Raw genomic sequence first — 23634 nt, 5'->3', positions numbered from 1 at the left:
GACGGCAGCTAGCCGATGCGGGCGGTGCGGCCGGACGTGCCGCCTGTCAGCGGCTGGGCCGAGGCGCCCTCTCCCGCTTCCAGCTCGACGCGGTTGCGCCCCCCGGCCTTGGCCCGATAGAGCGCCTGGTCGGCACGCTTCAACATGGCCGACCCGCTGTCTCCGCTCCCCTGGAACACGGCAACGCCGATGCTCACCGTGACCAGAATCTCATCGGCGGACGGCAGGCGGAAGGGCTCGGACTCGATGATCTTGCGCAGCCGCTCGGCGATGCCCGCGGCCTTCTCCAGATCGGTCTCCGGCATTAGCATCACGAACTCCTCGCCGCCGAACCGGCAGGCGAGATCGAGGCTGCGGGTGTGCGAGCGCAGGCGCCGGGCCACATCGCGGATCACTCCGTCGCCGGCGTCATGGCCGTGCAGGTCGTTGACCCGCTTGAAATGGTCGATATCGACGAGCATCAGGGCCAGCGGCAGGTCGGCCTCGACCGCCTGACGCAACTCGCTCGCCAGATGCGTTTCCAGATAGCGCCGGTTGCGCAGGCCCGACAGCGGATCGGTGACCGCCATCGCCAGCGTCTGCTCCACATCGGCGGAAAGCCGGTCTATCGCCCGCTTGCGGCTGACCTGGGTACGCACGCGGATCGCCAGCTCGGTCTTGTCGATGGGCCGCACCACGTGGTCGTTGACGCCGAGATCGAGCGCCCGCGTCACCCGCCCCGTATCGTCCGCATCGGCGATCAGGACGATGGGCACCAGCCGGGTGCGATCGAGCGAGCGCAGCTGCGAGACGAGCCGGAGCGCGTCGTAGCTGGCCATGCGCAGGTTGATCAGGATCGTGTCATAGGCCCCGTTCGAGGCCGACAGCAGCGCCTGCGCCGCCGACGGCTCCACCGCAACGTCGTAGTCGCGCGACAGCGCACCGGCGAGGCGCTCGGCCGAGGTCGGCCGGTCGTCGACGATGAGAAGGCTGGCGGGCATTTCCCCCGCCGGATCGAAATCGCTGGAAAGGCCGAACTGCGAGCCGGTCTGGGCGCGCAGGCGCAATTCGTCGGTCAGCCGCTTGAGACCGATGAGGTTGCGCACCCGCGCAACCAGCGCGACATCGTTGACCGGCTTGGTGAGGAATTCGTCGGCGCCGGCCCGCAGGCCGCGAATGCGGTCCTCGGAACGGTCCAGCGCGGTGATCAGCACGACCGGGATATGGGCAAGGCGCGGGTCGGTCTTGATTCGCCGGCAGACCTCGAACCCGTCGAGGCCAGGCATCATCACGTCGAGCAGGACGATATCGCAGGGCCAGTCGGCGAGAATTTCAAGCGCTTGCGCGCCGCTGACGGCGGAGCGGACCTCGAAATACTCGGCTCCCAGTCTCGCTTCCAGGAGCCTCACATTCGCCTTGACGTCGTCGACAACGAGAATGCGCCCGCTCATGCCCTCTTCCGTTGGTCAGTCGCCCAGATAGGAACGCACGGTTTCCAGGAACTTGGCGACCGAGATCGGCTTGGAAATATAGGCCTCGCAGCCGCCTTGCCGGATTCGCTCCTCATCGCCCTTCATCGCGAAGGCCGTGACGGCGATGACCGGAATGGTCTTGAGGTCGTCGTCTTCCTTGATCCATTTCGTGACTTCGAGCCCGGAAACCTCCGGCAGCTGGATATCCATGAGAATCAGCTGCGGCCGGTGCTCACGCGCCAGCTCCAGCGCTTCCATCCCCGTGCGGGTCTGCAGCGTCTGGTAGCCATGGGCCTCAAGAAGATCATGAAACAGCTTCATGTTGAGTTCGTTATCCTCAACAATCAGCACGGTTTTAGCCATAGTATTCGCCTTCGTCCCCGCGCCCGGCCTTCCCGCGGCTCACGTCCGGCAGCTTGTAGCGCCGGCTTGGCGAGAGCGTGACTGGCGTCGGCCCCTTACCCACGATAGGTACCATATATCGTAGAGGGAATTCGTTTCGGAAAGGCAAACGCGAATGATTGGGCGGCATTCATCCCGCTTGGGGTCCGAGGAAGCGGAGGCGATCGCCACCGATGCGCTCGGCTATCTCGCCTCCGACATGGAGCATCTGGGCCGGTTCCTGGCCCTGGCCGGCATCGGTCCGGCCGACCTCAGGGACGCGGCGGGCGAGCCCGGCTTCCTGATCGGCGTGCTGGAGTTCTACATGGGCCACGAGGCCCTGCTGCTGGCGTTCTGCGAGGCGCGCGGCCTGCGCCCGACCACCATCGCCACCGCCCGCCATGCGCTCGACACCGCCCATGGCGACGGCGCCTTCGCGGAGAACGGCGAATGAACGCGCCGACGCCGGTGCTGCCGGCAACGCTCGACCAGATCCGCCAGCTGCACGACACGCATCCCGCGCGCCCCGGGCGCCCGCTTGTCATCTGCGACGTGGACGAGGTGGTGCTGCTGTTCCTTGCCCATCTGGAAGAGCATATGGGCCGCTCCGGCCACCGCTTCCTCAGCCACGAATACAAGCTGACCGGCAATATCGCAGATTCGGCCGGCACTCTGCTGGAGGCGACCGTGGTGCGGGCGCTGATCCAGGCCTTCTTCGACGAGTGGGTCGAGCTGCAGAAGCCGGTGCCGGGCGCCGCCGATGCGCTGGCAAGCCTTGCCGGGGCCGCCGACGTGGTGTTCCTCACCAATCTGCCGGGCGCCTGGAATCGCGAGGGGCGCATCCGCACCCTCACCAGCCATGGCATGGCCTATCCTCTAGTCACCAATTCCGGCCCCAAGGGCGGGGCGGTGGCGGCCCTTGCCGCCGGGCGCAGCGCGCCGGTCGTCTTCATCGACGACAGCCCCTCGAACATCCGCTCGGTGCGCGACAGCCACGCAGGAAGCACGCTAGTGCATTTCATCGCCGACCAGCGCTTCTTCGCCGGAGCGGAGGATATCGAGGGAACCGGCCTGAAGACCCATGACTGGGGAACCGCGACCACCTATATTCGGCAGGTGATCGGCGGCTGAGAGCTTACCCCGCCGCCGAACGACCGGAGCCGCGGGACATGTCGGGCGCAGTGCCTGTTGGGGGACGTATAGCGGGCGGCGGCGCCGAGGCGGCCCGCCGCGCCGGCACCGTCCTGTGCCGCGACTGCCTGAGCCGGGCGCCGGCGGCGGTGCGCGGTACCTCCCTGCGCTGCCGCTCCTGCGGCAGCCCGCGGGTGCTCTCCCATCCCGAACTCGACAGCCTCTCCATCGCCCATATCGACTGCGATGCGTTCTACGCCTCGGTGGAAAAGCGCGACAACCCGGAGCTGACCGACCGGCCGCTGATCATCGGCGGCGGCACGCGCGGCGTCGTCTCCACCTGCTGCTACATCGCCCGGATCAGCGGCGTGCGCTCGGCCATGCCGATGTTCAAGGCGCGCGAGCTGTGCCCCGACGCGGTGGTGATCAAGCCCGACATGGCGAAATACGTGCGCGTCGGCCGCGACATCCGCGAGCGCATGCGGGCGCTGACGCCCCTGGTCGAGCCGCTCTCCATCGACGAGGCGTTCCTCGACCTGACCGGCACGGAGCGGCTGCATCACGCAACCCCGGCGGAATCGCTCGCGCGCTTCGCCCGTTCCATCGAGGAGGAGGTCGGCGTCACCGTCTCCGTCGGCCTTGCGCCCAACAAGTTCCTGGCCAAGATCGCCTCCGATCTCGACAAGCCGCGCGGCTTCTCGGTGATCGGCGCGGCCGAGGCGGTGAGCTTCCTTGCCGAACAGAAGATCGGGCTGATCTGGGGCGTCGGCAAGGTGTTCCAGCAAAAGCTCGCCGCAGACGGGCTGACCACCATCGGCCAGCTGCAGAAGATGGAGGCGGTCGACCTCGCCCGCCGCTACGGCGCGATGGGGCTCCGGCTCGCCAGCCTTGCCCATGGCCGCGACGACCGCCCGGTCTCGGCGCATCGCGAGACCAAGAGCGTGTCGAGCGAAACGACCTTCGACACGGACATTTCCGACGTGGCGCAGCTGCGCGCCATCCTGAGGCGCCTTGCGGAAGAGGTCTCGACGCGGCTGAAGGCGGCGGATCTTGCCGGGCGCACGGTGACGCTGAAGCTGAAGACGCCGGACTTTCGCATCATCACCCGCTCGCGCAGCCTTGCCGACCCGACCCAGCTTGCCGACCGGATCTTCCGCACCGGCGACGAGCTGCTGAAGACCGCAGCGGAAGGAAAGCGCTTCCGCCTGATCGGCATCGGCGTGTCGGAACTGACCGACGGCACGCGCGCCGATCCGGACGACCTGGTGGATCCGGTTGCCGGCCAGCGCGCCCGGGCCGAGCGCGCCGTCGACGCGCTGCGCTCGAAATTCGGCAAGAAGGCGGTGGAGCTGGGCCTCACCAAGGCCGGCGACCCGCGCCGGCAGCGCGACCGCTAGCGGCGAAAGGCCTTACCGGGCCTCCTCGGCCGTCTCCTTCTGGCGCAACGCCTTGAGGCGGGAAATCAGCGTCCGGGCGCCGAGCAGGATATGCGTCGTCAGGTGCTCGCGCGCCGCCTCGACATCGCCCTTGCGGCACAGCTCGACCAGCATCCGGTGTTCGCGGCTCATCCGATCGCGCCCGCCGGTCAGCCGGATCGGCAAGGGAAAGTGTCGATAGGCGTTGCGATAGAGCTTGTGCACCAGCTCCAGCGTGCGCGGCCGGTTCGCCGGTGCATAGAGCGTTTCGTGAAAGCGCCAGTTGAGATCCGACCAGCTCTCGTCGCGCGGATCGCTCTCCATCTCCGTCACCAGTGCCTCGGCGCGCGCGTAATCCCGCTCGCCAAGGAGCGGCATCGCCTGCTCCAGAAGCCAGCCCTCCAGCTGCGCACGGATCTCGTAGGTCTCCTCCAGGTCGTCGACGGAAAGCCCCGAGACCACCGCCCCCTTGTGAGAGACCAGCGTGACCAGCCCCTCGGCCTCCAGCTGGTGCAGCGCCTCGCGCACGGGAACGCGGCTAACGCCGAGCTCCGCCGCGAGCTTTTCCTGTCGCAGCTGCGCACCCTCCGGCAGGGCACCGCTCAGGATGCGCTCGCGCAACCGGTCGACCACCTGGGCGCTCGTCGTCTTGCGGCGCCCGGCAGCGCCGCTTCCTGATGCAGCAATCGATGTCATCGGCAAAACGCGTCTCTTTTGCGGTGTCGGTCGGGCAGGCATACCCCGTGATCCGCCGCGATCATAGCAGCCTTTCGCGCCTGAAAAAAATTGAATCCAATTTCTTTCTGAATATGTCATACTGGTGATATCAGCTTCATCGGACCTTGAAATTATCGGCTAAAAACAGCCATTTGCAGACCAAAAAGATGCAAAGATAACTGGATACAATATGAGAGAAATCCACGCTCGCATGCAGGCTCCTGCCGCATGATCGTCGTCTCCAACAACGAAGGCGGCTGCGGCATTCCGGCGACGGCGCAGCTCCTGGCCGAGGGCCGCACCGCGCTCGATGCGCTCGAGGCGGGCCTGCGCCTGGTCGAGGCGGACGAGAGCGTGCGCACGGTCGGCCGCGGCGGCTGGCCCAACCTTCTGGGCACCGTCGAGCTCGACGCCTCGGTCATGGACGGGACGACGTTCCGCACCGGCGCGGTCGGCGCCATGACCGGCTTCCTGCATCCGGTCTCCATCGCCCGCCAGGTGATGGAACAGCTGCCGCACGAATTCCTGGTCGGCGAAGGCGCCATGCGCTTCGCCCGCGAGATCGGCGCGGAGGCCGGCGAGCTGCTGATGCCGCACGCGCAAAACGCCTGGAACCGCTGGTTCGCCACCGAGGTCGGAGAGGCGGAGCGCCGCGACTGGCCGGACGTGCCCATGCGCGAGCTGTGCAAGCAGGCGATCGATCCCGAGCTCGGCCGCGACACAACGGTGTTCCTCGGCCAGGACCGCAACCGCGACATCGCGGCGGCGACCAGCACATCGGGCTGGGGCTGGAAGTATCCCGGCCGCCTCGGCGACAGCCCGGTGATCGGCGCCGGCTCCTATGCGGACAGCCGCCATGGCGCCTGCGCCTGCACCGGTGTCGGCGAGATGACCATCCGCTGCGGCACGGCCCGCGCGGTGGTGCTCTACATGAAGATGGGAGCTTCGGTCGAGAACGCCGTCTACGAGGCGGTGGAGGACATGCGCCGCCTGGTCGGAGGCCTGATCGGCCGCGTCACCATCCACGCCATCGACGCGCAGGGAGGTCACAAGGTCGTCGCGGTCAACGGACTTCCCGAGAACCATTACTGGATCTGGCGCGAGGGCGAGACCGCCCCCCGGGCCGAACCGGCAGAAATCATCCCCATCAGCGACGACCCGACACCAAGGCCAACGGCACATGGCCGCTACGAGGTCATGGACCTGTAGCGCGCCGCCAGTGGAAGGGCGCGGGCAAGGCCCGCCCCTTGAAGTGAAGAAGACGACCCAACCGGAGAACATGGAATGGCATCAACAGGCATCAAGCTGGCTTTGGCTGCAGTGGCAGGAACGCTGCTGCTCGGAAACGCCGCGCTGGCAAAGGGCACGCTCGACATCGTCAAGGAGCGCGGGCGTCTGGTCTGCGGAACCAGCACCGGCATCGCCGGCTTCAGCATGGCCGACGACAAGGGCACCTGGACCGGCCTCGACGTCGACGTCTGCCGCGCGCTGGCGGCGGCGATCTTCGACGACCCGCAGAAGGCGGATTTCGTGCCGCTGTCGAGCAAGGACCGTCTCGTCGCGCTGCAGACCGGCGAGATCGACGTGCTGCCGCGCACCACGACCTGGACGCTCGGCCGCGATTCCGGCATCGGCCTCGACTTCACCGCCGTCAACTACTACGACGGCCAGGGCTTCCAGGTGCGCCGCGACCTCGGCGTGGAATCGATCCGCGAGCTGAACGGCGCCTCGATCTGCACCGTGCAGGGCACCACCAACGAGCTGAACCTTGCCGACTATTTCCGCGTCAACGGCATGGACTACCAGCTCGTCACCTTCCAGAGCATCGACGACACGGTGAAGGCCTATGAGAGCAAGCGCTGCGACGCACTCACGACCGACATGTCGCAGCTCGTCTCCTACCGCCTGAAGATGGCCGAGCCGGACGCGCACATGCTGCTGCCCGGCGTCATCTCCAAGGAGCCGCTCGGCCCCTATGTCCGCCAGGGCGACGATGAGTGGTTCGATATCGTCCGCTGGACGGTCTTCGCCATGGTCAATGCCGAGGAGCTCGGCGTCACCAAGGCCAATGTCGACGACCTTGCCGCCACCAGCGACAACCCGGAGATCCGCCGGCTGCTCGGCCTCGACGGCGAGTTCGGCAAGAATCTCGGCCTGACCAACGACTGGGTCGCCCGGATCGTGCGGCATGTCGGCAATTACGGCGAGTCCTTCGACCGCAACCTGGGCACCGGCAGCCCGATGCAGCTTCCGCGCGGCGTCAACGCCCTGTGGTCGCAGGGCGGCATCCAGTTCGCCCCGCCGATCCGCTGATCTCGGCCGAAAAAACGGGTGCGGGCGGCCTCGCCTGCCCGCACCCCCGTCTCGCCTGAAGAGCTACTGGTTGCACTCGCTCGCCGTCATCGGCGTCATCTCGACCAGGTTTCCGCGCAGCTCGAAGTCGCCGTAGTCCAGCACCAGCCGGCGGCTGACGCCGTTGTCGTAGAGCAGGAAGCTGAGCTGGTAGATCGGCGTGCGCTCGCCGCCATCGCCCTTGGTCTCGTCGAAATAGGAAATCGTCACCGGCCAGTGGGCGCTCGCGCCGATCTCGCCGACCGCCGCCTCCGCATCGCGCCCGACATCGCCGGCGCCCTCGCGGCGCGGTCCGATCACCGCCGTGGTCTCATAGACCTTCTCGCCGGTCTCCGAGCCGTCGAAGAGATCGGCGACGAAGATCGTCTCCCCCTCCTGCGCCCGCCCCAGCAGCGTGATCAGGTGCTCCGTCGGGAACAGGACCCTGCGCTTCAGCGCGACCTGGTTCTCCTTCGGCTTCTTCACGTCGATGTCGATGCCGCCCTCCGTCCGCTCGGCCCGCCCTTGCGTCTCTTCGCTGAGCTGCTGGTTGATGAAGGTCTTCGACAGGAACTGGAAGCTCTTGCCGGCCGGCTCCTCGAAGGAGCTCGTCTGCAGGTCGGTGACGCGGCTGTTGCCGCCCTCGTCCGCCACCTGCGTGACGAAACGGAACGCGACGCTGTAGCCCTCGCAGGCATTTCCCGTGAACTCGTAGACCATGCGCCCGCGCACGGCGCTCATGCCGGCGGCTTGCGACGTATCGGTCAACCCGAGGTCGTAAACGGCGCGGTGCGGCTGCAGCTGAATGCCGGCAAAAGCCGCTCCGGGTGCGCCGGCAGTCGCCAGCAGGACGCCAAGCCCGGCCATGGCGAGCGGGCGCGTCCAGTGGGTATGACACATGAAGCTTGTCTCCTTGGAGCAATCCGGCCCTTAGGGTCAGGACGACCATTGTTGCCATATAAACAGGTCCTGCCCCTAGTCTTGCCCATCCGGCGCGCGCCGACCAGACCCATTCGCGACAGGAAGCCGGGCACCCCCGCGATCATCCACCCGTTTCTCCCGTGCCGGCCCGGCAGGCGGCTTGATGCCTCCCCGGATTTGGGCCAATGTCGCCGCCGACCATCCAAAGGAGGACTGCAATGTCGGGTCAGATCGAGGCACGTATCGCCGAACTGGGCGTCACCCTTCCGCAGGCGGCAGCGCCGGCGGCCAACTACGTGCCCTTCGTGCGCACGGGCAACCAGCTGTTCATCTCCGGCCAGATCCCGATGGGTTCGGACGGCATCCAGTTCCAGGGCAAGCTCGGCGCCGGTACCTCCATCGAGGACGGCCAGGCCGCCGCCCGCCTTTGCGCGATCAACCTGCTGGCCCAGGCCAAGGCCGCTCTCGGCGACCTCGACAAGGTCGTGCGCCTCGTGAAGATCGTCGGCTTCGTCAACTCCACGCCCGACTTCAGCGACCAGCCGAAGGTGATGAACGGCGCCTCCGACTTCCTCGTCGAGGCCCTCGGCGACCGCGGTCGCCATGCCCGTTCGGCCGTCGGCGTTGCCGGCCTGCCCTTCGGCGTGGCCGTCGAGGTCGAGGCGATTTTCGAGGTCGAGTAAGACGGCTCAGGGACGGCAGACACCACCATGCGTGACATTTCCTGGCTGACCAGCCGTCCCATCGCCCATCGCGGCTATCACGACAAGTCGCGCGGCTGCCTCGAGAACAGCCAGAGCGCTGTTCAGGCAGCCGTCGACAAGGGCTTTGCCATCGAGGTCGACCTGCAGCAGAGCGCCGACGACGTGCCGATTGTCTTTCATGACGACACGCTCGACCGGCTGACCTTCGAAAGCGGCCCGGTGCGCCAGCGCAGCGCTGCCGAACTCACCGGCATCGCCCTGCGCGGCACCGACGACCGCCTTTGGACGCTGGACGACCTGCTCGACCAGGTGGACGGCAAGGCCGGGCTTTGCATCGAGATCAAGTCCCGCTTCGGCCGCGCGCCGGAGCGCGCCTTCATCGCCTCCATCGCCGCAAGCCTTGCCCGCTATTCGGGCCCGGTCGCGGTAAAGTCCTTCGACCCGGAAATGCTGGCCCTGATGCGCGAAGCCGCCCCCGACATTCCGCGCGGCGCGCTCGGCGACGGTGCCCGCGATCTGAAGGAATGGGGACGCGCCAGCCGCGTCGAGCGCTTCGCCCTGCGCCACATGCTGCACAGCGTCCGCACCCGGCCGAGCTTCGTCTCCTACTGGGTGAAGGACCTGCCGGCGTTCGCCCCGACGGTGCTGCGCAAGGCCTTCGGCCTGCCGCTGATCGCCTGGACGGTCCGCACGCCGGAAGACCTCACCCGCGCCCGCGCCTTCGCCGACCAGATCGTCTTCGAAGGGTTCGATCCGGACGCTGCCCCGTCTTCCTAGCCCGCCGTCTTTGCAGGAAGCGTGCGGCGCACTAGATGTGAGGAACGAGTTCCCACCCGGCCCGCCGCGCTCCTCCTCGCGCGGGCCGCAAGCGTTGAAGGCCTGCCCGAGTGACCGCAAGCGACGAAGACACCCGCGCGTTCCGCCTGAAGGCGATCAGCGGGCTCTCCGACATTCCGCGCCAGGAGTGGGACGCGCTCGCCAATCCCGGCTGGCAGCTCGATTCCGGCGGCAAGCTGTCGCCAGCCCCACTTGAATCAAAGTCTGCAGACGCTGAATCAGTTTCTCCGAAAACCGCCTTCAACCCCTTCATATCGCACGACTTCCTGTCGATCCTGGAGGAGGCCGGCTGCGTCGGACGCCGCGCCGGCTGGCTGCCCCAGCACCTGATCCTGGAAGACCCGGACGGACGCGCCGTTGCCGCCCTGCCCTGCTATCTGAAGTCCCATTCGATGGGCGAATACGTCTTCGACCACGCTTGGGCCGATGCCTATGAGCGTGCCGGCGGCAGCTACTATCCCAAGCTCCAGTGCTCGGTGCCTTTCACCCCGGCGACCGGCCGGCGCTTCCTGACCGGACCGGACATCGACCGCCCGGCCGCCATCGCCGCGCTGGCGCAGGGCCTGCAGGACCTTTGCGCACTGCGCGAGGCCTCCTCCGCGCACATCACCTTCATGGAGGAGGAAGAGTGGGACGCGGCGGGCGAGCACGGCTACCTGCAGCGCACCGACCAGCAGTTCCACTGGGAGAACCGGAACTATGCCGACTTCGAGGGCTTTCTCAGTGACCTTGCCTCGCGCAAGCGCAAGCAGATCCGCAAGGAGCGGCGCGAGGCGGTGGCGGCCGGCATCGAGATCGAGCGGCTGACGGGCAAGGACCTCACGGAAGCGCATTGGGATGCCTTCCACGACTTCTACGAGGACACGGGCGCGCGCAAGTGGGGCCGCCCCTATCTCAACCGCCGCTTCTTCTCGCTGCTCGGAGAGCGGCTGGGCGAGCGGGTGCTGCTGGTGATGGCCAAGCGCGAGGGGCGCTATATCGCCGGCGCGCTGAACCTCGTCGGCTCGCATGCGCTGTTCGGGCGCAACTGGGGCTGCATCGAGGAGCACCCGTTCCTGCATTTCGAGGTCTGCTACTACCAGGCGATCGACCATGCCATCGAGCACGGCCTGCCCCGCGTGGAAGCCGGCGCGCAAGGCGCGCACAAGCTCGCGCGCGGCTATCTGCCGAGCCTGACGCGCTCCGCCCACTACATCGCCCATCCCGGATTGCGCGATGCGGTCGCCGACTATCTGGAGCGCGAGCGCCGGGCGGTAGAGCAGGAAGGCGCCTATATCCGCGACGAGCACTCGCCCTTCAGGAAAGCCTGAAGACCTCGCCCCATCCGATTCTATCGACTCGTCTTTTCGCCGCCGTTGAATCGATATGCGAGGCCCGCCCGAGGCGCCATCGGGCCACCCTCAAGCCGCCGTTGAATCGATTTCTCAGCTTGAATCTGATTCTGAACTTGAACCCCGGCAGCGGCTATGCTGCCAAGGGACAACGAGTTCGCCTGTTCGGCCCTTACCGGAGAAAGCCATGCCGATCGAAGCTGCCGCCTATGACGACCAGAATGTCTTCGCCAAGATCCTGCGCGGCGAGCTGCCCGCCCAGAAGGTGTACGAGGACGACAAGACCCTCGTCATCATGGACATCATGCCGCGCGGCGACGGCCATGTGCTGGTGATTCCGAAGGCTCCGTCCCGCAACATCCTCGACATTGCCGAAGACGACCTTAACGCGGTCATGAAGACCGTGCAGAAGATGGCGCATGCGGTGGTGCGCGCCTTCGACGCCGACGGCACCACCATCCAGCAGTTCTCGGAAAGCGCGGGCGGACAGGTGGTGTTCCACACCCATGTCCATGTCATCCCGCGCTTTGCCGATGTGCCGATGCGCCCGCATACGGGCGAGATGGCCGACCAGGCGGTGCTGGCCGCCAACGCCGACAAGATCCGCGCCGCGCTCGCCTGAGCCCAAACGCGAAAGATCAGTCGCCGCCGCTCACCTTTGCGGCGGCGGCCTCATGCTCCGCATCGAGCCGTGCCTCGTCCTCGAAGACGCGCAGGAAGCTCGGCCGGGCGGTGATGCGCTCGGCATATTCGGTGAAGACCGGCAGGTCCGGCACCAGCTTGAACATCAGCGTCCAGCGCAGCGCCGCCCCCCACTGGATATCCGCAACAGTGATCTCGTCGCCGAGAATGTAGGGCGCCTTGCCGAGCTGCTCGGCCAGGGTCTCCATCACCTGGTCGTAGGTGCCATAGGACGACTGCGGGCCGGGATCGTGGCCGAGGAACTTGTCCATCAGGGCCGGTTCGAAACTGGCGGCATAGAACACCATCCATCGCAGATAGGCGCCGCGGCGCGGGTCATCGACAGCCGGCGTCAGGCCGGCCTGCGGGAAGAGATCGCCGGCATGCAGCGCGATGGCGATGGACTCGGTCACAACCGTGTCGCCATGGGTCAGCGCCGGCACCTTGCCGAGCGGGTTGATCGCCAGATACTCGGGCGACTTCAGCTCTCCCGCGCGCATGTTCAGTACATGAAGATCGTAAGGCGCGCCAAGCTCGTCGAGCAGCACGCGGGTGGTGCTGGCACGGCTGCGGGGCGCGTAGTGCAGCGTCAGCTTGTCGGCGGAACGGGTGTCGGACATCAGGGTCTCTCCTTCGGGGCCGGATGGACGGCGCGCCATCGCGCCGTCGCTGGCGGTGGAGTAGCAGCCCCCTGCTGACAGCCTCGTGTCAGCAGCCCGCCCTGTTCCCCGACTTGTCCTCAGCCGAGACCCAGCAGCAGCCAGCCGCCGATCAGCACGACCTCGCCGACCGCAACGCCCACCACCACCTTCTGCCGCGAGGCGAAGAAGGCGGCAAAGCCGCAGGCGGCCGCGACAATGCGCAGCGCCACCGGCGCGCTCTGCAGAGCGCCGGCGGGAAACAGGATCAGCTTGGCGATCACGCCGGCGACCAGGGCCGTCGCGATGGAACGCACGAAGATCATCACCTCGCTGTCTTCGCGCAGCTTGCCGCTGGCGAAGACGCCGAGCCAGCGCCAGATGTCGGTGGCGAGCCAGCCGGCCACCACGATCATCACATAGGGCCACCACCAGGCATCGGCAGCACTCATCGCAGCCCCCTTCGCGCGATCCGCGTGCCGACATAGGCGAGCGTGCCGCCGACCAGCCCGGTCCACAACAGGTCGAGCCCCGGCATGTAGAGATGGAACAGCGGCCCGAGCAGCAGCCCGATGGCCATCGCCGCCTTGTCGGCCGAAATGCGCGCCGCGCCCCACAGCGAGCACAGGAAATAGACCGGCGTCAGCATGAACAGGGCCGCCGACGGCAACAGCGGCATGTCCTCCACCAGCACATAGGCAATGCCGGTCATGCAGAAGACGAAAACCGTCAGGCTAGCGCCGAAGCCAAGGAAGAACGGCAGCCGCGCCTCGCGCGGATGCTCCTCCAGATACCGCATGGCCCAGACCCAAGCCGTGACGGCAACGAAATGCGAGGCGATCAGCAGCTGCCAGCGGCGTGTCCGGCCGTCGACCCGCAGCACCGGCATCAGGGCCATGGTCATGGGCATCAGGCGGACCGAAGCGAGAGCGACCGCAATGGCCGCTGGCACGAGGCCCATGCCGGCGGTGATCGCGCCGGTGAGCACGACGACGCTCGGCAGGGCCCAGACGAAGCCGACCATGGCCAGCGTCTCGCCGAGCGTGAAGCCGCTCTCACGGGCAAGGCCGGCATAGCCGACGAAGGCGGCTGCGAGAATGAGCGCGGGAATGGAAACCGCTGCCCGGATGCCGCGCAGGATCCAAACGCGCGAGGGCAGCTGCGCGCCGGCCTCCGGCTGATCCGGCAATGGCTCCGGGGATGCGGACGGGGACGTCGGCATGAAACAAGACCGCAAGACTAGGCGCCGGCTCCGGGAGGGGGAGCGGCAGGGAGAGCATCCTACCTAGCAGGTTGAAGCCGAAATGCAAAACGGCGCCGCAAGGGCGCCGTTCCGCGAGGCCGCGCAGGAAGCGCGGCGATGAATGCCGGAGCCGTCAGTCCGCCAGCGGCACCTTCGGCACCAGGCTCTTCTTGGCCGAACCGCCCTTCTTCGGCGGAGCGGCAGCCTCGGCCTTCTTCGCCGCCGGCTTGCGGCGGCGCTTCGGGCGGGCGGTCTTGGGCTTTTCCGCCTTCGGCTTGACCGGCGTGTCCTCGACCGTCTCCAGCAACAGGCCGGCCGCGTCTTCCGAGACCGACACCTTGACCGTGCCGCCCTTCTTGAGCTTGCCGAACAGCACCTCATCGGCCAGCGGCCGCTTGATGTGCTCCTGGATCACGCGGGCGAGCGGGCGGGCGCCCATTCGCTCGTCGTAGCCCTTGTCGGCCAGCCAGGCGATGGCGTTCTCGGTCAGCTCGAACGTCACGCCGCGATCGGCCAGCTGGGCCTCAAGCTGCATGACGAACTTCTCGACGATCCGGTGCACGACCTCGGTCGGCAGGCTGCCGAAGGCGATGACCGCGTCGAGACGGTTGCGGAACTCCGGCGTGAACAGGCGGTTGATCGCCTCCTGATCCTCGCCTTCGCGCTTGACCCGGTTGAAGCCGATCGGCGGCTTGGCCATGTCGGACGCGCCCGCATTGGTCGTCATGATCAGGATGACATTGCGGAAGTCGACCTGCTTGCCGTTGTGATCGGTCAGCCGGCCGTGGTCCATCACCTGCAGCAGGATGTTGAACAGGTCCGGATGCGCCTTCTCGATCTCGTCGAGCAGCAGCACGCAGTGCGGATGCTGGTCGACGCCGTCGGTCAGCAACCCGCCCTGGTCGAAGCCGACATAGCCGGGAGGCGCGCCGATCAGCCGCGAGACCGTGTGCCGCTCCATGTACTCGGACATGTCGAAGCGCAGCAGCTCAACGCCCAGCGAGGAGGCGAGCTGACGGGCGACCTCGGTCTTGCCGACGCCGGTCGGGCCGGAGAACAGGTAGTTGCCGATCGGCTTGTCCGGCTCGCGCAGGCCCGCACGGGCGAGCTTGATGGCGCTCGCCAGCGTCTCGATGGCCTCGTTCTGGCCGTAGACCATCCGCTTCAACGTGGCGTTCAGGTTCGACAGAACCTCCTCGTCGGACTTGGACACCGACTTCGGCGGGATGCGAGCCATCGAGGCGACAGTGGTCTCGATCTCCTTGACGCCGATGGTCTTGCGACGGCGCGCCTCGGGAACGAGCTTCTGCGAGGCACCGGACTCGTCGATCACGTCGATGGCCTTGTCCGGCAGCTTGCGGTCGTTGATGTAGCGGGCCGACAGCTCGACCGCCGTCTTGATCGCCTCGTTGGTGTAGCGGACCTTGTGGAAGGTCTCGAAATAGGGCTTCAGGCCCTTGAGGATCTCCACCGTGTCCGAGATGGTCGGCTCGTTGACGTCGATCTTCTGGAACCGGCGCAGCAAGGCGCGGTCCTTCTCGAAGAACTGGCGATACTCCTTGTAGGTGGTCGAACCGACGCAGCGGATCGTCCCGGAGGCAAGCGCCGGCTTGAGCAGGTTCGAGGCATCCATCGCCCCGCCCGACGTGGCGCCAGCACCGATCACCGTGTGGATCTCGTCGATGAACATCACGGCGCCCGGATATTCCTCGATCTCCTTGACCACCTGCTTGAGGCGCTCCTCGAAGTCGCCGCGATAGCGGGTGCCGGCGAGCAGCGCGCCCATGTCGAGCGAGAAGATCGTGGCGTCCAGCAGGACATCCGGCACGTCGCCGTCGACGATGCGCTTTGCCAGGCCTTCCGCGATGGCGGTCTTGCCAACACCCGGATCACCGACGAAGAGCGGGTTGTTCTTCGAGCGGCGGCAAAGGATCTGGATGGTGCGCGAGATCTCCGCATCGCGGCCGATCAACGGATCGATACGGCCGGACTTCGCCTTCTCGTTGAGATTGACGCAATACGCCTCGAGCGCATCCGTCTTCTGTTTGGGCTTTTCCACCCCCTCCTCCGTCGCAGCTTCCTCGTCGGCGCCGCGAACGGGACGTGCTTCGGACATGCCGGCGCGCTTGGCAATGCCATGGGAGATGTAGTTGACCGCGTCGTAGCGGGTCATGTCCTGCTCCTGCAGGAAATAGGCCGCGTGGCTTTCCCGCTCGGCGAAGATGGCGACGAGCACATTGGCTCCCGTCACCTCTTCCCGGCCCGACGACTGGACATGGATCACCGCGCGCTGGATGACGCGCTGGAACCCGGCGGTAGGCTTTGAATCGTCATCGCCGTCGATGACGAGGTTCTCGAGTTCGGTGTCGATATATTCCACGAGATTGCGCTTGAGGACGTCGAGATCGACGTTGCAGGCGCGCATCACCGCGGCCGCGTCCTGATCGTCGATCAGCGCGAGGAGCAGGTGCTCCAAGGTCGCGTATTCCTGCTGTCGCTCGTTCGCGAACGAGAGCGCCTGGTGCAGGGCCTTTTCAAGGCTTCGGGAGAATGACGGCACGGGCGACCCCTATTTCTTTTCCATCACGCATTGCAGAGGATGCTGGTGTTTGCGGGCAAAGTCCATGACCTGAGTGACCTTGGTCTCTGCCACCTCGTAGGTGAAAACACCGCATTCCCCGACGCCGTGATGATGGACGTGCAACATGATGCGCGTGGCTTCCTCACGGTTCTTCTGGAAGAACCGCTCCACCACGTGCACGACGAATTCCATCGGCGTGTAGTCGTCGTTCAGCAACAGAACGCGATACAGGTTTGGCCGTTTGGCGACGGTCCGCGTCTTGGTGACGAGCTCGCTGCCCGTGTCGTCACCGCTGCCGCGCTGAGGTCCGTTGGTCATTGGCTCTCCATCGCCTCCAGCGACGGGTTTCCGTCCGTGAGCGGCCCGGACACCCGTGATTTTCTTGCGGTCACGTAACGCGCCTTTCTCGCTTCCATCTCCTGCCGCGGCCGGCAGGCGGGCGTTGCCCTGCAGGGCCTGGAGACGACCGGCGTTTCCTCACGCCGGTCCGACTCTTCGGTCCCCGGCCTTGCCAGCATGGACGGAGTCGGAGCGTGTGTCCTTTCCGTCGTTGCGGCAAGCCGGATAAGGCAGCGTCCTGCATGTCCCGTTTCGGGAAATCCGTGCCGCGACCGCGACGCGAACGGTCTTGCCCCAGTTAGCCGGCCCCTTGCAGCAGCCGCTTGGGCAATCGTGCCCGCGCGCTCCGTTAATGTATGGCATCCTGCGCCAAGCTCAATGGCACCCTTGTGCATTCGCCGATGCAACATGCCGAATTGTCGGCGGGCGGGACCGGCAATCTGCGCGAAACGGCGCGCTTCTGCGGCTGGGACAAAAAAGGGGACGCTGAAACGAAAAAGACCCGCAGGTTTTGCCTGCGGGTCAAAAGTCCGGCGGCGGACCGCCGGGATCGTCTTGGGAGACGTAAAGCTTACTTGGCGACCTTCGAGAAGGCGCTCTCGTACGGCTTGTACGCGTCCTTGGCCAGGTCGCTGTACATCTCGCCGATCTTGGTGACCTCGCCGACGAAGCCCTCATAGGCGGTCTTCACGTACTCGCTCTGGGCCTCGAAGGCCTTGTCGAGCGACTTCGCGGAAACCAGCTTCTCGACGGCGGCGGTGCCGGTCTCGAAGGACTTCTTCTGGTAGTCGGCAACTTCCGAGGCGATCGCCTGGAAGCCCTTGGTCATGGCGCCGAAGCTCTGCATGACGACGTCCATGTTGTCCTTGCCGAGCTTCTGCATGTCTTCGAAATTGTTGATCATTGGTGACCTCTGAGCGTTTGTCGTGCAGGCCTTGCGGCCTTGTGAATTGCCCCGGTGTTCCGGTCCGGTCCGGCCTCGCCGGTTCCGGCACGCGATGTGCCCGAATGTCCGAACGTCCACGGAAAACCCTGAAGGATCTCCCTCTGGCACGCCTCAGCGTCGAGCCTTGCGATAACAACCTCAGATATATGCAATGCACAAATTTTGTCAAGAGTTCTTTCGCACTGCAACATAGCCGGCTTCGCAAGCTTCCGGCCGTGTTTTTCCCGATACCAAGCCGCCCGATCGCCGCAAGTTGCGGGCATTGCTGGACTTTTCCCTCGCACTTGCACAAGGGCGACGCTTTGGGCACGGTTTCGCGTGTCCGGGAGCGCCTCCGGTAACGGCGCATTAACTGCCTTTTGCGACTCTCGGCAGCATCGGAGCCGACGACAAGTCGGCCAAAAATCTCGAAAACCGGTTTCGTGTCATGGTCGTGTTTGGACATTCGTAACCGTATTTCGGGCAAGATGAGGCAACACGCGGTGCATCCGGCCGGGGCTGGCGGGGATCCGGATCGCAACGCAAACGAAACACCTGGACCCGAGTGGGGTAAAATTGTGCTGAGTAAAGGTGTGCGGCGCGTCGGACGCGCATTTGCAATGGGAACCCGGGGAGCGCTTCTGGCCGCCATGGCCCTCGCCCTCACCGCGATGCTTTCCGCTCCCGCTTTCGCCAACTCGAAGTATTCCGGGATCGTCGTCGACGTGAAGTCGGGACGGACCCTGTACAGCTACAAGGCCGACACGGCCCGCTATCCGGCCTCGCTGACCAAGATCATGACGCTCTACGTCCTGTTCGAGGAGCTTGAGGCCGGTCGCATGTCGCTGCAGACGCCGCTCAAGGTGTCCAAGCATGCCGCGAGCCGACCGCCGTCCAAGCTGGGCCTGAAGCCGGGCAGCACCATCAAGGTCAAGGACGCCATCATGGCGCTGGTCACCAAGTCGGCCAACGACGTCGCCGTCGTGGTCGCCGAGAATGTCGGCGGTTCCGTGCCGGCCTTCGCGCAGCGCATGACCCGCACCGCCCGCCAGATCGGCATGAAGCGCACCACGTTCCACAACCCGTCGGGCCTGCCGGACAACCGCCAGAAGACCACGGCGCGCGACATGGCCCTGCTCGGCCGCGCGATCCAGGAGCGTTTCCCGAAGTACTACAAGTACTTCAACACCCGCGTTTACACCTACAAGGGCCGCCGCTACGGCAACCACAACCGCCTGCTCGGGCGCGTTAAGGGCGTCGACGGCATCAAGACCGGCTACATCCGCGCATCGGGCTTCAACCTGGTCACCAGCGTCAACACCGGCGGCCGGCACATCGTCGCCGTGGTGATGGGCGGGCGCACCGGCGCCTCGCGCAATGCACAGATGAAGAAGCTGATCTCGCAGTACCTGCCGAAGGCGACCCGCGGCAAGCGCACCGCGCCGATGCTGGTGGCCCGCGCCGAGACCCCGGCCAGCCTGCCGAAGGTGACGCCGAAGCCGCTCGCCTTTGCCGAGCTGCGCAACGTGCCGGTGCCCGGCCTCAAGCCGCAGGAACAGCTGATGCGCGTTGCCGCCCTAAGCCAGCCGGCCAGCGTCATTCCGGTCGCGGCTCCGGCCGTGCGCGAGACCGAAGGCTCCGCCGAGACCGCCTCCGACATCGTCACCGGCTCCATCGCACCGGTGCCGCAGAAGCCGGACCTGAAGGCCATCCTGCGCCGCAAGGCAATGCAGGTCGCCGCGGCCGACCTTGCTGCAACCCCGCAGCCGACCGCAGCGCCGCGCTCGCCGGGCGTGCGCACGGTGCGCACCCAGACCATCCGCGTTGCCGCTGTCGGCGACGAGGTGGTGGCCGCCGCCCTGCCCGATCCGGAGCCTGTGACCGCGGATCTGCCGGACGCGCCGGCCAATGCCTCGGTCACCGTCGCCGCCAACAATGCCGCCGACCCGGTGCCGGGCTGGCAGGTGCAGATCGCCGCCGCCGAAAGCGAGCATGCGGCCGTCAGCATGCTGAAGAAGGCACAGGGCGCGCTCGGCTCGAAGCTGCGCGGCTACGACCCCTACACCGAGCCGGTCGATTCCGGCGGTGCCACCCTCTATCGCGCCCGCTTCGTCGGGTTCGAGACCAAGACCGCGGCCTGGAACGCCTGCCGCGACCTGAAGCAGAAGCGGTTCAACTGCTACGCAGTGTATCAGTAGGACGTCAGCCCATCACCCAGATCAACTTGTCACGCGTACTGGTGAGTTCAATGACGATCGAGAAGCAGGTCCTTCGCCTCGTTGAGTTTGGCGGCGAGAAATCCGCTCCCCCCCTGGTCGGGATGGACGCGTTTCATAAGACGGCGGTGCGCCGCCCGGATTTCCGCCTCGCCGGCGCCGGGAGAAAGCCCCAGAACCTCGTAGGCCTCCTGCTCGGTCATGGTGCCCGCGCCCGCCGGGCTTCCATGCCCCGCTGCGGCATCCGCCTCGAAGTCTACACGCCAGCCGGGCTCCCGGCGGTCGAGATAAGCCTCAAATAAGGCGCGGCTGTCCGGATCCCCGGACAGCTCGCCATAGAGGGCCGAAAGCTCTTCGCGTGACAGGCTGTCGAGGGTTCGTCCCTCGAAGCGGCCCACCAGAACCTCGCCCGCCATGGCACCACTGTCATGGTCGAGACGCATCTCCAGGAAAGCGGAGCGCACCGTCGAGGTCGCTCCGCTTTCGCCGTTCTGGCCCTCGCCTGCCGGCCGGAAGCCGCGCGCGCGCCGCAGGCCCAGCAGCGTCAGCCCGAAGCCGCCGGCCAGCATCGCAAGGTCGATGCGCCGGAAAACCAGCATCGCCGCCGCAACAGCGAGGAGACCGATGCCGCCCGCCGTCTTCATCTGGCGCGCCAGGTCCGACGGGTTCGCCCGCGTCGTGTAATGCGCAAATGCCAGCAGCAGGGCCAGAAGCCCGATGCCGAGCAGGAAAAATCCCATGCCTGTCCTCGTCTTTCGGAATCTTGCAGGTGCCGGCACTATAAGGCCCGAGACGGCCTTTCGGGAGCGCCCGCCCGCCTCACCTCTTCAGGCCGGGTCTCGCCTCAGCCAAGGTGCTGCAGCAGCCGCTTCGCCCCGCCATCACCGCCGCGCGTCAACCGCTCCAGCCCCTCGCGCCCGGCCGCTGCATAGACCGCCGCCGCCTTCAGCAGATCGGCAAGCTCGCGCGCCGACGACCCGTCGAGACGGAAATGCGCGCCTCGCGTCAGCCGGGCGATCTCGCGAAACGCGGTCTCGGCGTGGGCATCCGCCCCTTCCTGGAAGATGAAGGCCGGCACGCCGAGCAGGCCGAGCTCCCCCGCCCTTGCGCACAGCGCATCGACATCCTCCTCCACACAGTCGCCGATATAGACGAGCGCCTGAACCTTGCGCCGGCGCGTCTCGTCGATGGCGTGGCGGAGCACCTTGCGGATCTGGGTCTGACCGCCCCGGCAGTCGATACGGGTCATCAGCCGGGCGAGCGTCTCGCCGTCATCCACCCATTTGGAGGCGGCGCACTCGCCGAAGCCGCGGAAATAGACGAGCTGCATGGCGAGCCGGCCGACCTCGCCGGCCGCGGTGAACATTTCCGCCTGGATCGAGCACGCCCGGTCCCAGGTCGGCTGGCGGCTCATGGTCGCATCGAGCGCGATCACCAACCGTCCGGCCGTCGCCACGTTACGGGTCGCCTGCGCCGCGCCGAGAAACGCGGAGATCTCGCTCCGGGCCGAGGCCGCGGGCGTCTTGCCCGCGCTCCTGTCGGCCGGTGCGCGCGAGCGTGTCGTCTCCATCCTGCGGTCGTCGTCCACCATTCCTCCTCGCCATTCGCGCAAGCCTTGCAGTCAGTTGCAATTGATATGGCGCCCATTGCGGAAAAATCCAAACCGCGACCGCAAAAGGCGGTAAACACCGTAGCCAACGCCGACGGGAACGGTGTCGCAGACGGGAGGATACCGCAAGACATGACCAGGCCGAGGGTTCACGAGACCGTTGCCGACCTGCGCGAGGGCATTGCCGCCGCACGCGCCGCCGGACACCGCATCGCGCTGGTGCCGACCATGGGCGCCCTGCACGAGGGCCATCTGTCGCTGGTGCGCGCCGCGCGCGAGCAGGCCGAGCACATCATCGTCTCGATCTTCGTCAATCCCGCCCAGTTCGCCCCGACGGAGGATTTCGACGCCTATCCCCGCGACAACGAAGCCGACATCCGCATGCTGGAAGAGCTGTCGGTGGAGGGCGTGTTCCTGCCCTCGGTCGCGGAGATGTATCCGCAGGGCTTCGCCACCGGTATGACCGTCGGCGGGCCGTCCGCCGGGCTGGAGAGCATCACCCGCCCCCACTTCTTCAACGGCATGGCCATCGTCGTCGCCAAGCTGCTCCTCGCCACCCTGCCCGACATCGCCATGTTCGGCGAGAAGGACTACCAGCAGCTCGCCGTGGTGCGCCGCTTCGTTGCCGATCTCGGCATCCCCACCACCATCGTCGGCGCCCCGACCGTGCGCGAGGCGGACGGGCTCGCCATGTCCTCGCGCAACCGCTATCTCGATGCCGACGCCCGCCGCACCGCCGCATTGGTCCCGCAGGTCCTGATGCAGGCGATCGCACGCATAGAAGCCGGCGAGCAGGTGGCAACGGTGCTGGCGGACGGCACCGCGCAGCTTACGCAAGGCGGGTTCGCGGTCGACTATCTGGAACTGTGCGATGCCGCAACGCTGGCGCCGGTGGGACCGGAAAGCACCAGCGCCCGACTGCTGGTCGCGGCAAAGCTCGGCAAGACCCGGCTGATCGACAACATGGCCGTCACCCGCCCGGCCTCCGGCTGGGCCTGAACGACAGGCCGGCCCCCGCGCAAGGCGCGGGTCAGATCAGGCAGAGTTCGGCGAGTTCCCGGCGCATCGCGTCGGGAATGTCGCCGCCGCCGGCCATCTTGCGGAGATCTGCCGGTGCGTCGTCCGGCTTGAGATAGCGCCAGCCCTGGAACGGGCGGCGCGGCTGCGGCCGCGTGGGGTGCAGCACTGGCTCCAGCACCAGCTGGCAGCGCTTGACGCCGGCCGCATCGGTGAAGGGGCGGATGTCGAGGAGGTGCTGGCGCGCCTGGATCGAGCCCTTGATCACCCAATAGAGCGAACCGCCGTCGAGCAGCTCCTCGCGCCGGGTCGGGATCATCCTGGTGGTGTGATACTGCTCGGCCGGCTCGCCGCTCGCACGCTTTTCCTCCAGGCGGAAATCGATCCAGGCCTGAAGATCCTCGATGGCGTCGACGCCGACGCAGAGTTTCAGAAGATGAAGCGGCATGATCCCCTGTTATAGGGCTCCGCGCGCGCCGGCAAACCCGCAACTCTCCCGCCCTGCCCGCTATGCACAGGCGAAACGGCAAAAGGGCCGCGCAGCAAACCCGCGCGGCCCGAACAGGGTGCCCGTCCTTACGGCGCGCCGGCGACGACCGCGCCCGGCGGCACGAGCCGCATCACGAACGTGTTCGACGTCTCGCCCGGACCGAACGGACCGGGCACCTTGCGCTCGGTCGCAGGAAGCGAACGCAGATAGGCGATGATCGCCGCCATGTCCTCCGCGCTCATCGAGGCGAAGGACCGCCACGGCATGCTGGGCGCCAGGGTGCGCCCGTCCGGCCGCACGCCGGTGCGCATCACCGTATCGATCTCGGCATCCGACCAGGCACCGAGGCCGGTCGCCTTGTCCGGCGTCAGGTTGGGCCCGGCAAAGGCTCCCATGCCCGGAATTTCGAACGCCACTTCCGAGCCCGACAGGCGGTGCGCCATGTCCGGCTTGCCGAGAAAGTATCCAGGCGTGTGGCAATCGTTGCAGCCCATCATTTCCGTCAGATAACGGCCACGCTCGACCTGATCCTGCGGCCCGGCCGCATCCGCCCGGGCCGGCACGAGCGCAAGCGCGGCAAGCAGAACTACATTTCCAAAATCAAAGAACCGCATGGCTCCCTCCATAAGCGCGGCCTCACAGGCCGCGGCGGGATCCATGCTCTTTCTGGCGCGCA

At 66.8% G+C, this 23634-nt stretch carries 25 protein-coding genes; 11 read left to right on the top strand and 14 right to left on the bottom strand.

Features of this window, described 5'->3' with window-relative positions; all coding sequences use genetic code 11:
- Nucleotides 1-8 precede the first annotated feature (8 nt).
- Both ACVJ6E_RS06725 and ACVJ6E_RS06720 read right to left on the bottom strand, forming a co-directional pair.
- Nucleotides 9-1430 carry a PleD family two-component system response regulator gene (locus ACVJ6E_RS06725; protein ID WP_120267592.1) on the bottom strand — a complete coding sequence of 474 codons (1422 nt, stop codon included), beginning with the start codon at nucleotides 1428-1430 and terminating at the stop codon, nucleotides 9-11.
- Nucleotides 1431-1445: 15 nt separating this feature from the next.
- Nucleotides 1446-1814, bottom strand: coding sequence for a response regulator (locus ACVJ6E_RS06720; RefSeq protein ID WP_067216017.1), 369 nt, complete (start codon nucleotides 1812-1814; stop codon nucleotides 1446-1448).
- Between the two features lie 178 nt (nucleotides 1815-1992).
- Here ACVJ6E_RS06720 and ACVJ6E_RS06715 point away from each other — a divergent pair, with 178 nt between their 5' ends.
- Genes ACVJ6E_RS06715 through ACVJ6E_RS06705 form a run of 3 tightly spaced genes read left to right on the top strand, consistent with a single transcriptional unit; the run spans nucleotide 1993 to nucleotide 4360 of the window.
- A complete protein-coding gene (locus ACVJ6E_RS06715) occupies nucleotides 1993-2286 on the top strand; it encodes a DUF3572 domain-containing protein (protein ID WP_245165062.1) in 294 nt (97 codons plus the stop codon).
- Nucleotides 2283-2963, top strand: a complete 681-nt coding sequence (locus tag ACVJ6E_RS06710) for a hypothetical protein (RefSeq protein WP_208996621.1) — start codon at nucleotides 2283-2285, stop codon at nucleotides 2961-2963. Before ACVJ6E_RS06715 ends, ACVJ6E_RS06710 begins: the two co-directional genes overlap by 4 nt.
- Nucleotides 2964-3001: 38 nt before the next feature.
- Nucleotides 3002-4360, top strand: a complete 1359-nt coding sequence (locus tag ACVJ6E_RS06705) for a DNA polymerase IV (RefSeq protein ID WP_120267590.1) — start codon at nucleotides 3002-3004, stop codon at nucleotides 4358-4360.
- Between the two features lie 12 nt (nucleotides 4361-4372).
- Here the strand turns inward: ACVJ6E_RS06705 and ACVJ6E_RS06700 are convergent, their stop codons facing one another.
- Nucleotides 4373-5074, bottom strand: coding sequence for a GntR family transcriptional regulator (locus tag ACVJ6E_RS06700; protein ID WP_158592620.1), 702 nt, complete (start codon nucleotides 5072-5074; stop codon nucleotides 4373-4375).
- 249 nt (nucleotides 5075-5323) lie between these two features.
- Between ACVJ6E_RS06700 and ACVJ6E_RS06695 the strand changes: the two genes are divergently transcribed.
- Nucleotides 5324-6304 (top strand): glycosylasparaginase, encoded by a 981-nt coding sequence (locus ACVJ6E_RS06695; RefSeq protein WP_120267588.1) that lies wholly within the window; start codon nucleotides 5324-5326, stop codon nucleotides 6302-6304.
- Between the two features lie 75 nt (nucleotides 6305-6379).
- Nucleotides 6380-7408 carry an amino acid ABC transporter substrate-binding protein gene (locus tag ACVJ6E_RS06690; RefSeq protein ID WP_120267587.1) on the top strand — a complete coding sequence of 343 codons (1029 nt, stop codon included), beginning with the start codon at nucleotides 6380-6382 and terminating at the stop codon, nucleotides 7406-7408.
- A gap of 63 nt (nucleotides 7409-7471) precedes the next feature.
- Here the strand turns inward: ACVJ6E_RS06690 and ACVJ6E_RS06685 are convergent, their stop codons facing one another.
- Complete coding sequence (locus ACVJ6E_RS06685) at nucleotides 7472-8326, bottom strand: cell envelope integrity EipB family protein (protein WP_208996620.1); 855 nt, start codon at nucleotides 8324-8326, stop codon at nucleotides 7472-7474.
- A gap of 239 nt (nucleotides 8327-8565) precedes the next feature.
- On the opposite strand from ACVJ6E_RS06685, the gene ACVJ6E_RS06680 reads away from it, so the two are divergent.
- The 4 genes from ACVJ6E_RS06680 (at nucleotide 8566) to ACVJ6E_RS06665 (ending at nucleotide 11841) form a co-directional block, all read left to right on the top strand.
- Nucleotides 8566-9030, top strand: coding sequence for a RidA family protein (locus ACVJ6E_RS06680; RefSeq protein ID WP_120267585.1), 465 nt, complete (start codon nucleotides 8566-8568; stop codon nucleotides 9028-9030).
- 27 nt (nucleotides 9031-9057) lie between these two features.
- A complete protein-coding gene (locus ACVJ6E_RS06675; RefSeq protein ID WP_120267584.1) occupies nucleotides 9058-9828 on the top strand; it encodes a glycerophosphodiester phosphodiesterase family protein in 771 nt (256 codons plus the stop codon).
- 110 nt (nucleotides 9829-9938) lie between these two features.
- Nucleotides 9939-11198, top strand: a complete 1260-nt coding sequence (locus tag ACVJ6E_RS06670) for a GNAT family N-acetyltransferase (RefSeq protein ID WP_120267583.1) — start codon at nucleotides 9939-9941, stop codon at nucleotides 11196-11198.
- A gap of 214 nt (nucleotides 11199-11412) precedes the next feature.
- Nucleotides 11413-11841 (top strand): HIT family protein, encoded by a 429-nt coding sequence (locus tag ACVJ6E_RS06665; protein WP_120268323.1) that lies wholly within the window; start codon nucleotides 11413-11415, stop codon nucleotides 11839-11841.
- A gap of 16 nt (nucleotides 11842-11857) precedes the next feature.
- Here the strand turns inward: ACVJ6E_RS06665 and ACVJ6E_RS06660 are convergent, their stop codons facing one another.
- The 6 genes from ACVJ6E_RS06660 to ACVJ6E_RS06635 form a co-directional block, all read right to left on the bottom strand.
- Nucleotides 11858-12520 (bottom strand): glutathione S-transferase family protein, encoded by a 663-nt coding sequence (locus ACVJ6E_RS06660; RefSeq protein ID WP_120267582.1) that lies wholly within the window; start codon nucleotides 12518-12520, stop codon nucleotides 11858-11860.
- Between the two features lie 119 nt (nucleotides 12521-12639).
- A complete protein-coding gene (locus tag ACVJ6E_RS06655) occupies nucleotides 12640-12990 on the bottom strand; it encodes an AzlD domain-containing protein (RefSeq protein WP_120267581.1) in 351 nt (116 codons plus the stop codon).
- Nucleotides 12987-13760: an AzlC family ABC transporter permease gene (locus ACVJ6E_RS06650; protein WP_120267580.1), complete on the bottom strand. Its 774-nt coding sequence runs from the start codon at nucleotides 13758-13760 to the stop codon at nucleotides 12987-12989. Before ACVJ6E_RS06650 ends, ACVJ6E_RS06655 begins: the two co-directional genes overlap by 4 nt.
- A gap of 154 nt (nucleotides 13761-13914) precedes the next feature.
- Nucleotides 13915-16341 carry an ATP-dependent Clp protease ATP-binding subunit ClpA gene (gene clpA / locus ACVJ6E_RS06645; protein ID WP_120267579.1) on the bottom strand — a complete coding sequence of 809 codons (2427 nt, stop codon included), beginning with the start codon at nucleotides 16339-16341 and terminating at the stop codon, nucleotides 13915-13917.
- Between the two features lie 9 nt (nucleotides 16342-16350).
- Nucleotides 16351-16680: an ATP-dependent Clp protease adapter ClpS gene (clpS, locus tag ACVJ6E_RS06640; protein WP_120267578.1), complete on the bottom strand. Its 330-nt coding sequence runs from the start codon at nucleotides 16678-16680 to the stop codon at nucleotides 16351-16353.
- Between the two features lie 592 nt (nucleotides 16681-17272).
- Nucleotides 17273-17602, bottom strand: a complete 330-nt coding sequence (locus ACVJ6E_RS06635) for a phasin family protein (protein ID WP_185926536.1) — start codon at nucleotides 17600-17602, stop codon at nucleotides 17273-17275.
- Nucleotides 17603-18246: 644 nt separating this feature from the next.
- On the opposite strand from ACVJ6E_RS06635, the gene ACVJ6E_RS06630 reads away from it, so the two are divergent.
- A complete protein-coding gene (locus ACVJ6E_RS06630) occupies nucleotides 18247-19824 on the top strand; it encodes a serine hydrolase (protein WP_120267576.1) in 1578 nt (525 codons plus the stop codon).
- 47 nt (nucleotides 19825-19871) lie between these two features.
- Here the strand turns inward: ACVJ6E_RS06630 and ACVJ6E_RS06625 are convergent, their stop codons facing one another.
- A complete protein-coding gene (locus tag ACVJ6E_RS06625) occupies nucleotides 19872-20582 on the bottom strand; it encodes a DnaJ domain-containing protein (protein WP_120267575.1) in 711 nt (236 codons plus the stop codon).
- Between the two features lie 104 nt (nucleotides 20583-20686).
- Nucleotides 20687-21433, bottom strand: a complete 747-nt coding sequence (locus ACVJ6E_RS06620; RefSeq protein ID WP_491676415.1) for a vWA domain-containing protein — start codon at nucleotides 21431-21433, stop codon at nucleotides 20687-20689.
- A gap of 150 nt (nucleotides 21434-21583) precedes the next feature.
- Here ACVJ6E_RS06620 and panC point away from each other — a divergent pair, with 150 nt between their 5' ends.
- On the top strand, nucleotides 21584-22450 hold the full coding sequence (gene panC, locus ACVJ6E_RS06615) for a pantoate--beta-alanine ligase (RefSeq protein WP_120267574.1): 867 nt from the start codon (nucleotides 21584-21586) through the stop codon (nucleotides 22448-22450).
- Between the two features lie 31 nt (nucleotides 22451-22481).
- On the opposite strand, the gene ACVJ6E_RS06610 is transcribed toward panC, so the two are convergent.
- Together ACVJ6E_RS06610 and ACVJ6E_RS06605 are read right to left on the bottom strand one after the other, a co-directional pair.
- Complete coding sequence (locus tag ACVJ6E_RS06610; RefSeq protein WP_120267573.1) at nucleotides 22482-22916, bottom strand: DUF1489 family protein; 435 nt, start codon at nucleotides 22914-22916, stop codon at nucleotides 22482-22484.
- A gap of 128 nt (nucleotides 22917-23044) precedes the next feature.
- The gene (locus ACVJ6E_RS06605) at nucleotides 23045-23572 is read right to left on the bottom strand and encodes a c-type cytochrome (protein WP_199680999.1); all 528 of its coding nucleotides are present in this window, start codon (nucleotides 23570-23572) and stop codon (nucleotides 23045-23047) included.
- Nucleotides 23573-23634: the final 62 nt, after the last annotated feature.

This window comes from Stappia sp. G46H5W (genome assembly GCF_058448995.1).
Note: the sequence above shows the minus strand (reverse complement) of the source record. Positions and strands in the feature narration are given on the sequence as shown.

Coding starts and splice junctions, on each gene's coding strand:
- ACVJ6E_RS06725 (WP_120267592.1), bottom strand. CDS start 1,430: ATGAGCGGGCGCATTCTCGTTGTCGACGACGTCAAGGCGAATGTGAGG.
- ACVJ6E_RS06720 (WP_067216017.1), bottom strand. CDS start 1,814: ATGGCTAAAACCGTGCTGATTGTTGAGGATAACGAACTCAACATGAAG.
- ACVJ6E_RS06710 (WP_208996621.1), top strand. CDS start 2,283: ATGAACGCGCCGACGCCGGTGCTGCCGGCAACGCTCGACCAGATCCGC.
- ACVJ6E_RS06705 (WP_120267590.1), top strand. CDS start 3,002: ATGTCGGGCGCAGTGCCTGTTGGGGGACGTATAGCGGGCGGCGGCGCC.
- ACVJ6E_RS06700 (WP_158592620.1), bottom strand. CDS start 5,074: ATGACATCGATTGCTGCATCAGGAAGCGGCGCTGCCGGGCGCCGCAAG.
- ACVJ6E_RS06695 (WP_120267588.1), top strand. CDS start 5,324: ATGATCGTCGTCTCCAACAACGAAGGCGGCTGCGGCATTCCGGCGACG.
- ACVJ6E_RS06690 (WP_120267587.1), top strand. CDS start 6,380: ATGGCATCAACAGGCATCAAGCTGGCTTTGGCTGCAGTGGCAGGAACG.
- ACVJ6E_RS06685 (WP_208996620.1), bottom strand. CDS start 8,326: ATGTGTCATACCCACTGGACGCGCCCGCTCGCCATGGCCGGGCTTGGC.
- ACVJ6E_RS06680 (WP_120267585.1), top strand. CDS start 8,566: ATGTCGGGTCAGATCGAGGCACGTATCGCCGAACTGGGCGTCACCCTT.
- ACVJ6E_RS06675 (WP_120267584.1), top strand. CDS start 9,058: ATGCGTGACATTTCCTGGCTGACCAGCCGTCCCATCGCCCATCGCGGC.
- ACVJ6E_RS06660 (WP_120267582.1), bottom strand. CDS start 12,520: ATGTCCGACACCCGTTCCGCCGACAAGCTGACGCTGCACTACGCGCCC.
- ACVJ6E_RS06655 (WP_120267581.1), bottom strand. CDS start 12,990: ATGAGTGCTGCCGATGCCTGGTGGTGGCCCTATGTGATGATCGTGGTG.
- ACVJ6E_RS06650 (WP_120267580.1), bottom strand. CDS start 13,760: ATGCCGACGTCCCCGTCCGCATCCCCGGAGCCATTGCCGGATCAGCCG.
- clpS (WP_120267578.1), bottom strand. CDS start 16,680: ATGACCAACGGACCTCAGCGCGGCAGCGGTGACGACACGGGCAGCGAG.
- ACVJ6E_RS06630 (WP_120267576.1), top strand. CDS start 18,247: ATGGGAACCCGGGGAGCGCTTCTGGCCGCCATGGCCCTCGCCCTCACC.
- ACVJ6E_RS06625 (WP_120267575.1), bottom strand. CDS start 20,582: ATGGGATTTTTCCTGCTCGGCATCGGGCTTCTGGCCCTGCTGCTGGCA.
- ACVJ6E_RS06620 (WP_491676415.1), bottom strand. CDS start 21,433: ATGGTGGACGACGACCGCAGGATGGAGACGACACGCTCGCGCGCACCG.
- panC (WP_120267574.1), top strand. CDS start 21,584: ATGACCAGGCCGAGGGTTCACGAGACCGTTGCCGACCTGCGCGAGGGC.
- ACVJ6E_RS06610 (WP_120267573.1), bottom strand. CDS start 22,916: ATGCCGCTTCATCTTCTGAAACTCTGCGTCGGCGTCGACGCCATCGAG.
- ACVJ6E_RS06605 (WP_199680999.1), bottom strand. CDS start 23,572: ATGCGGTTCTTTGATTTTGGAAATGTAGTTCTGCTTGCCGCGCTTGCG.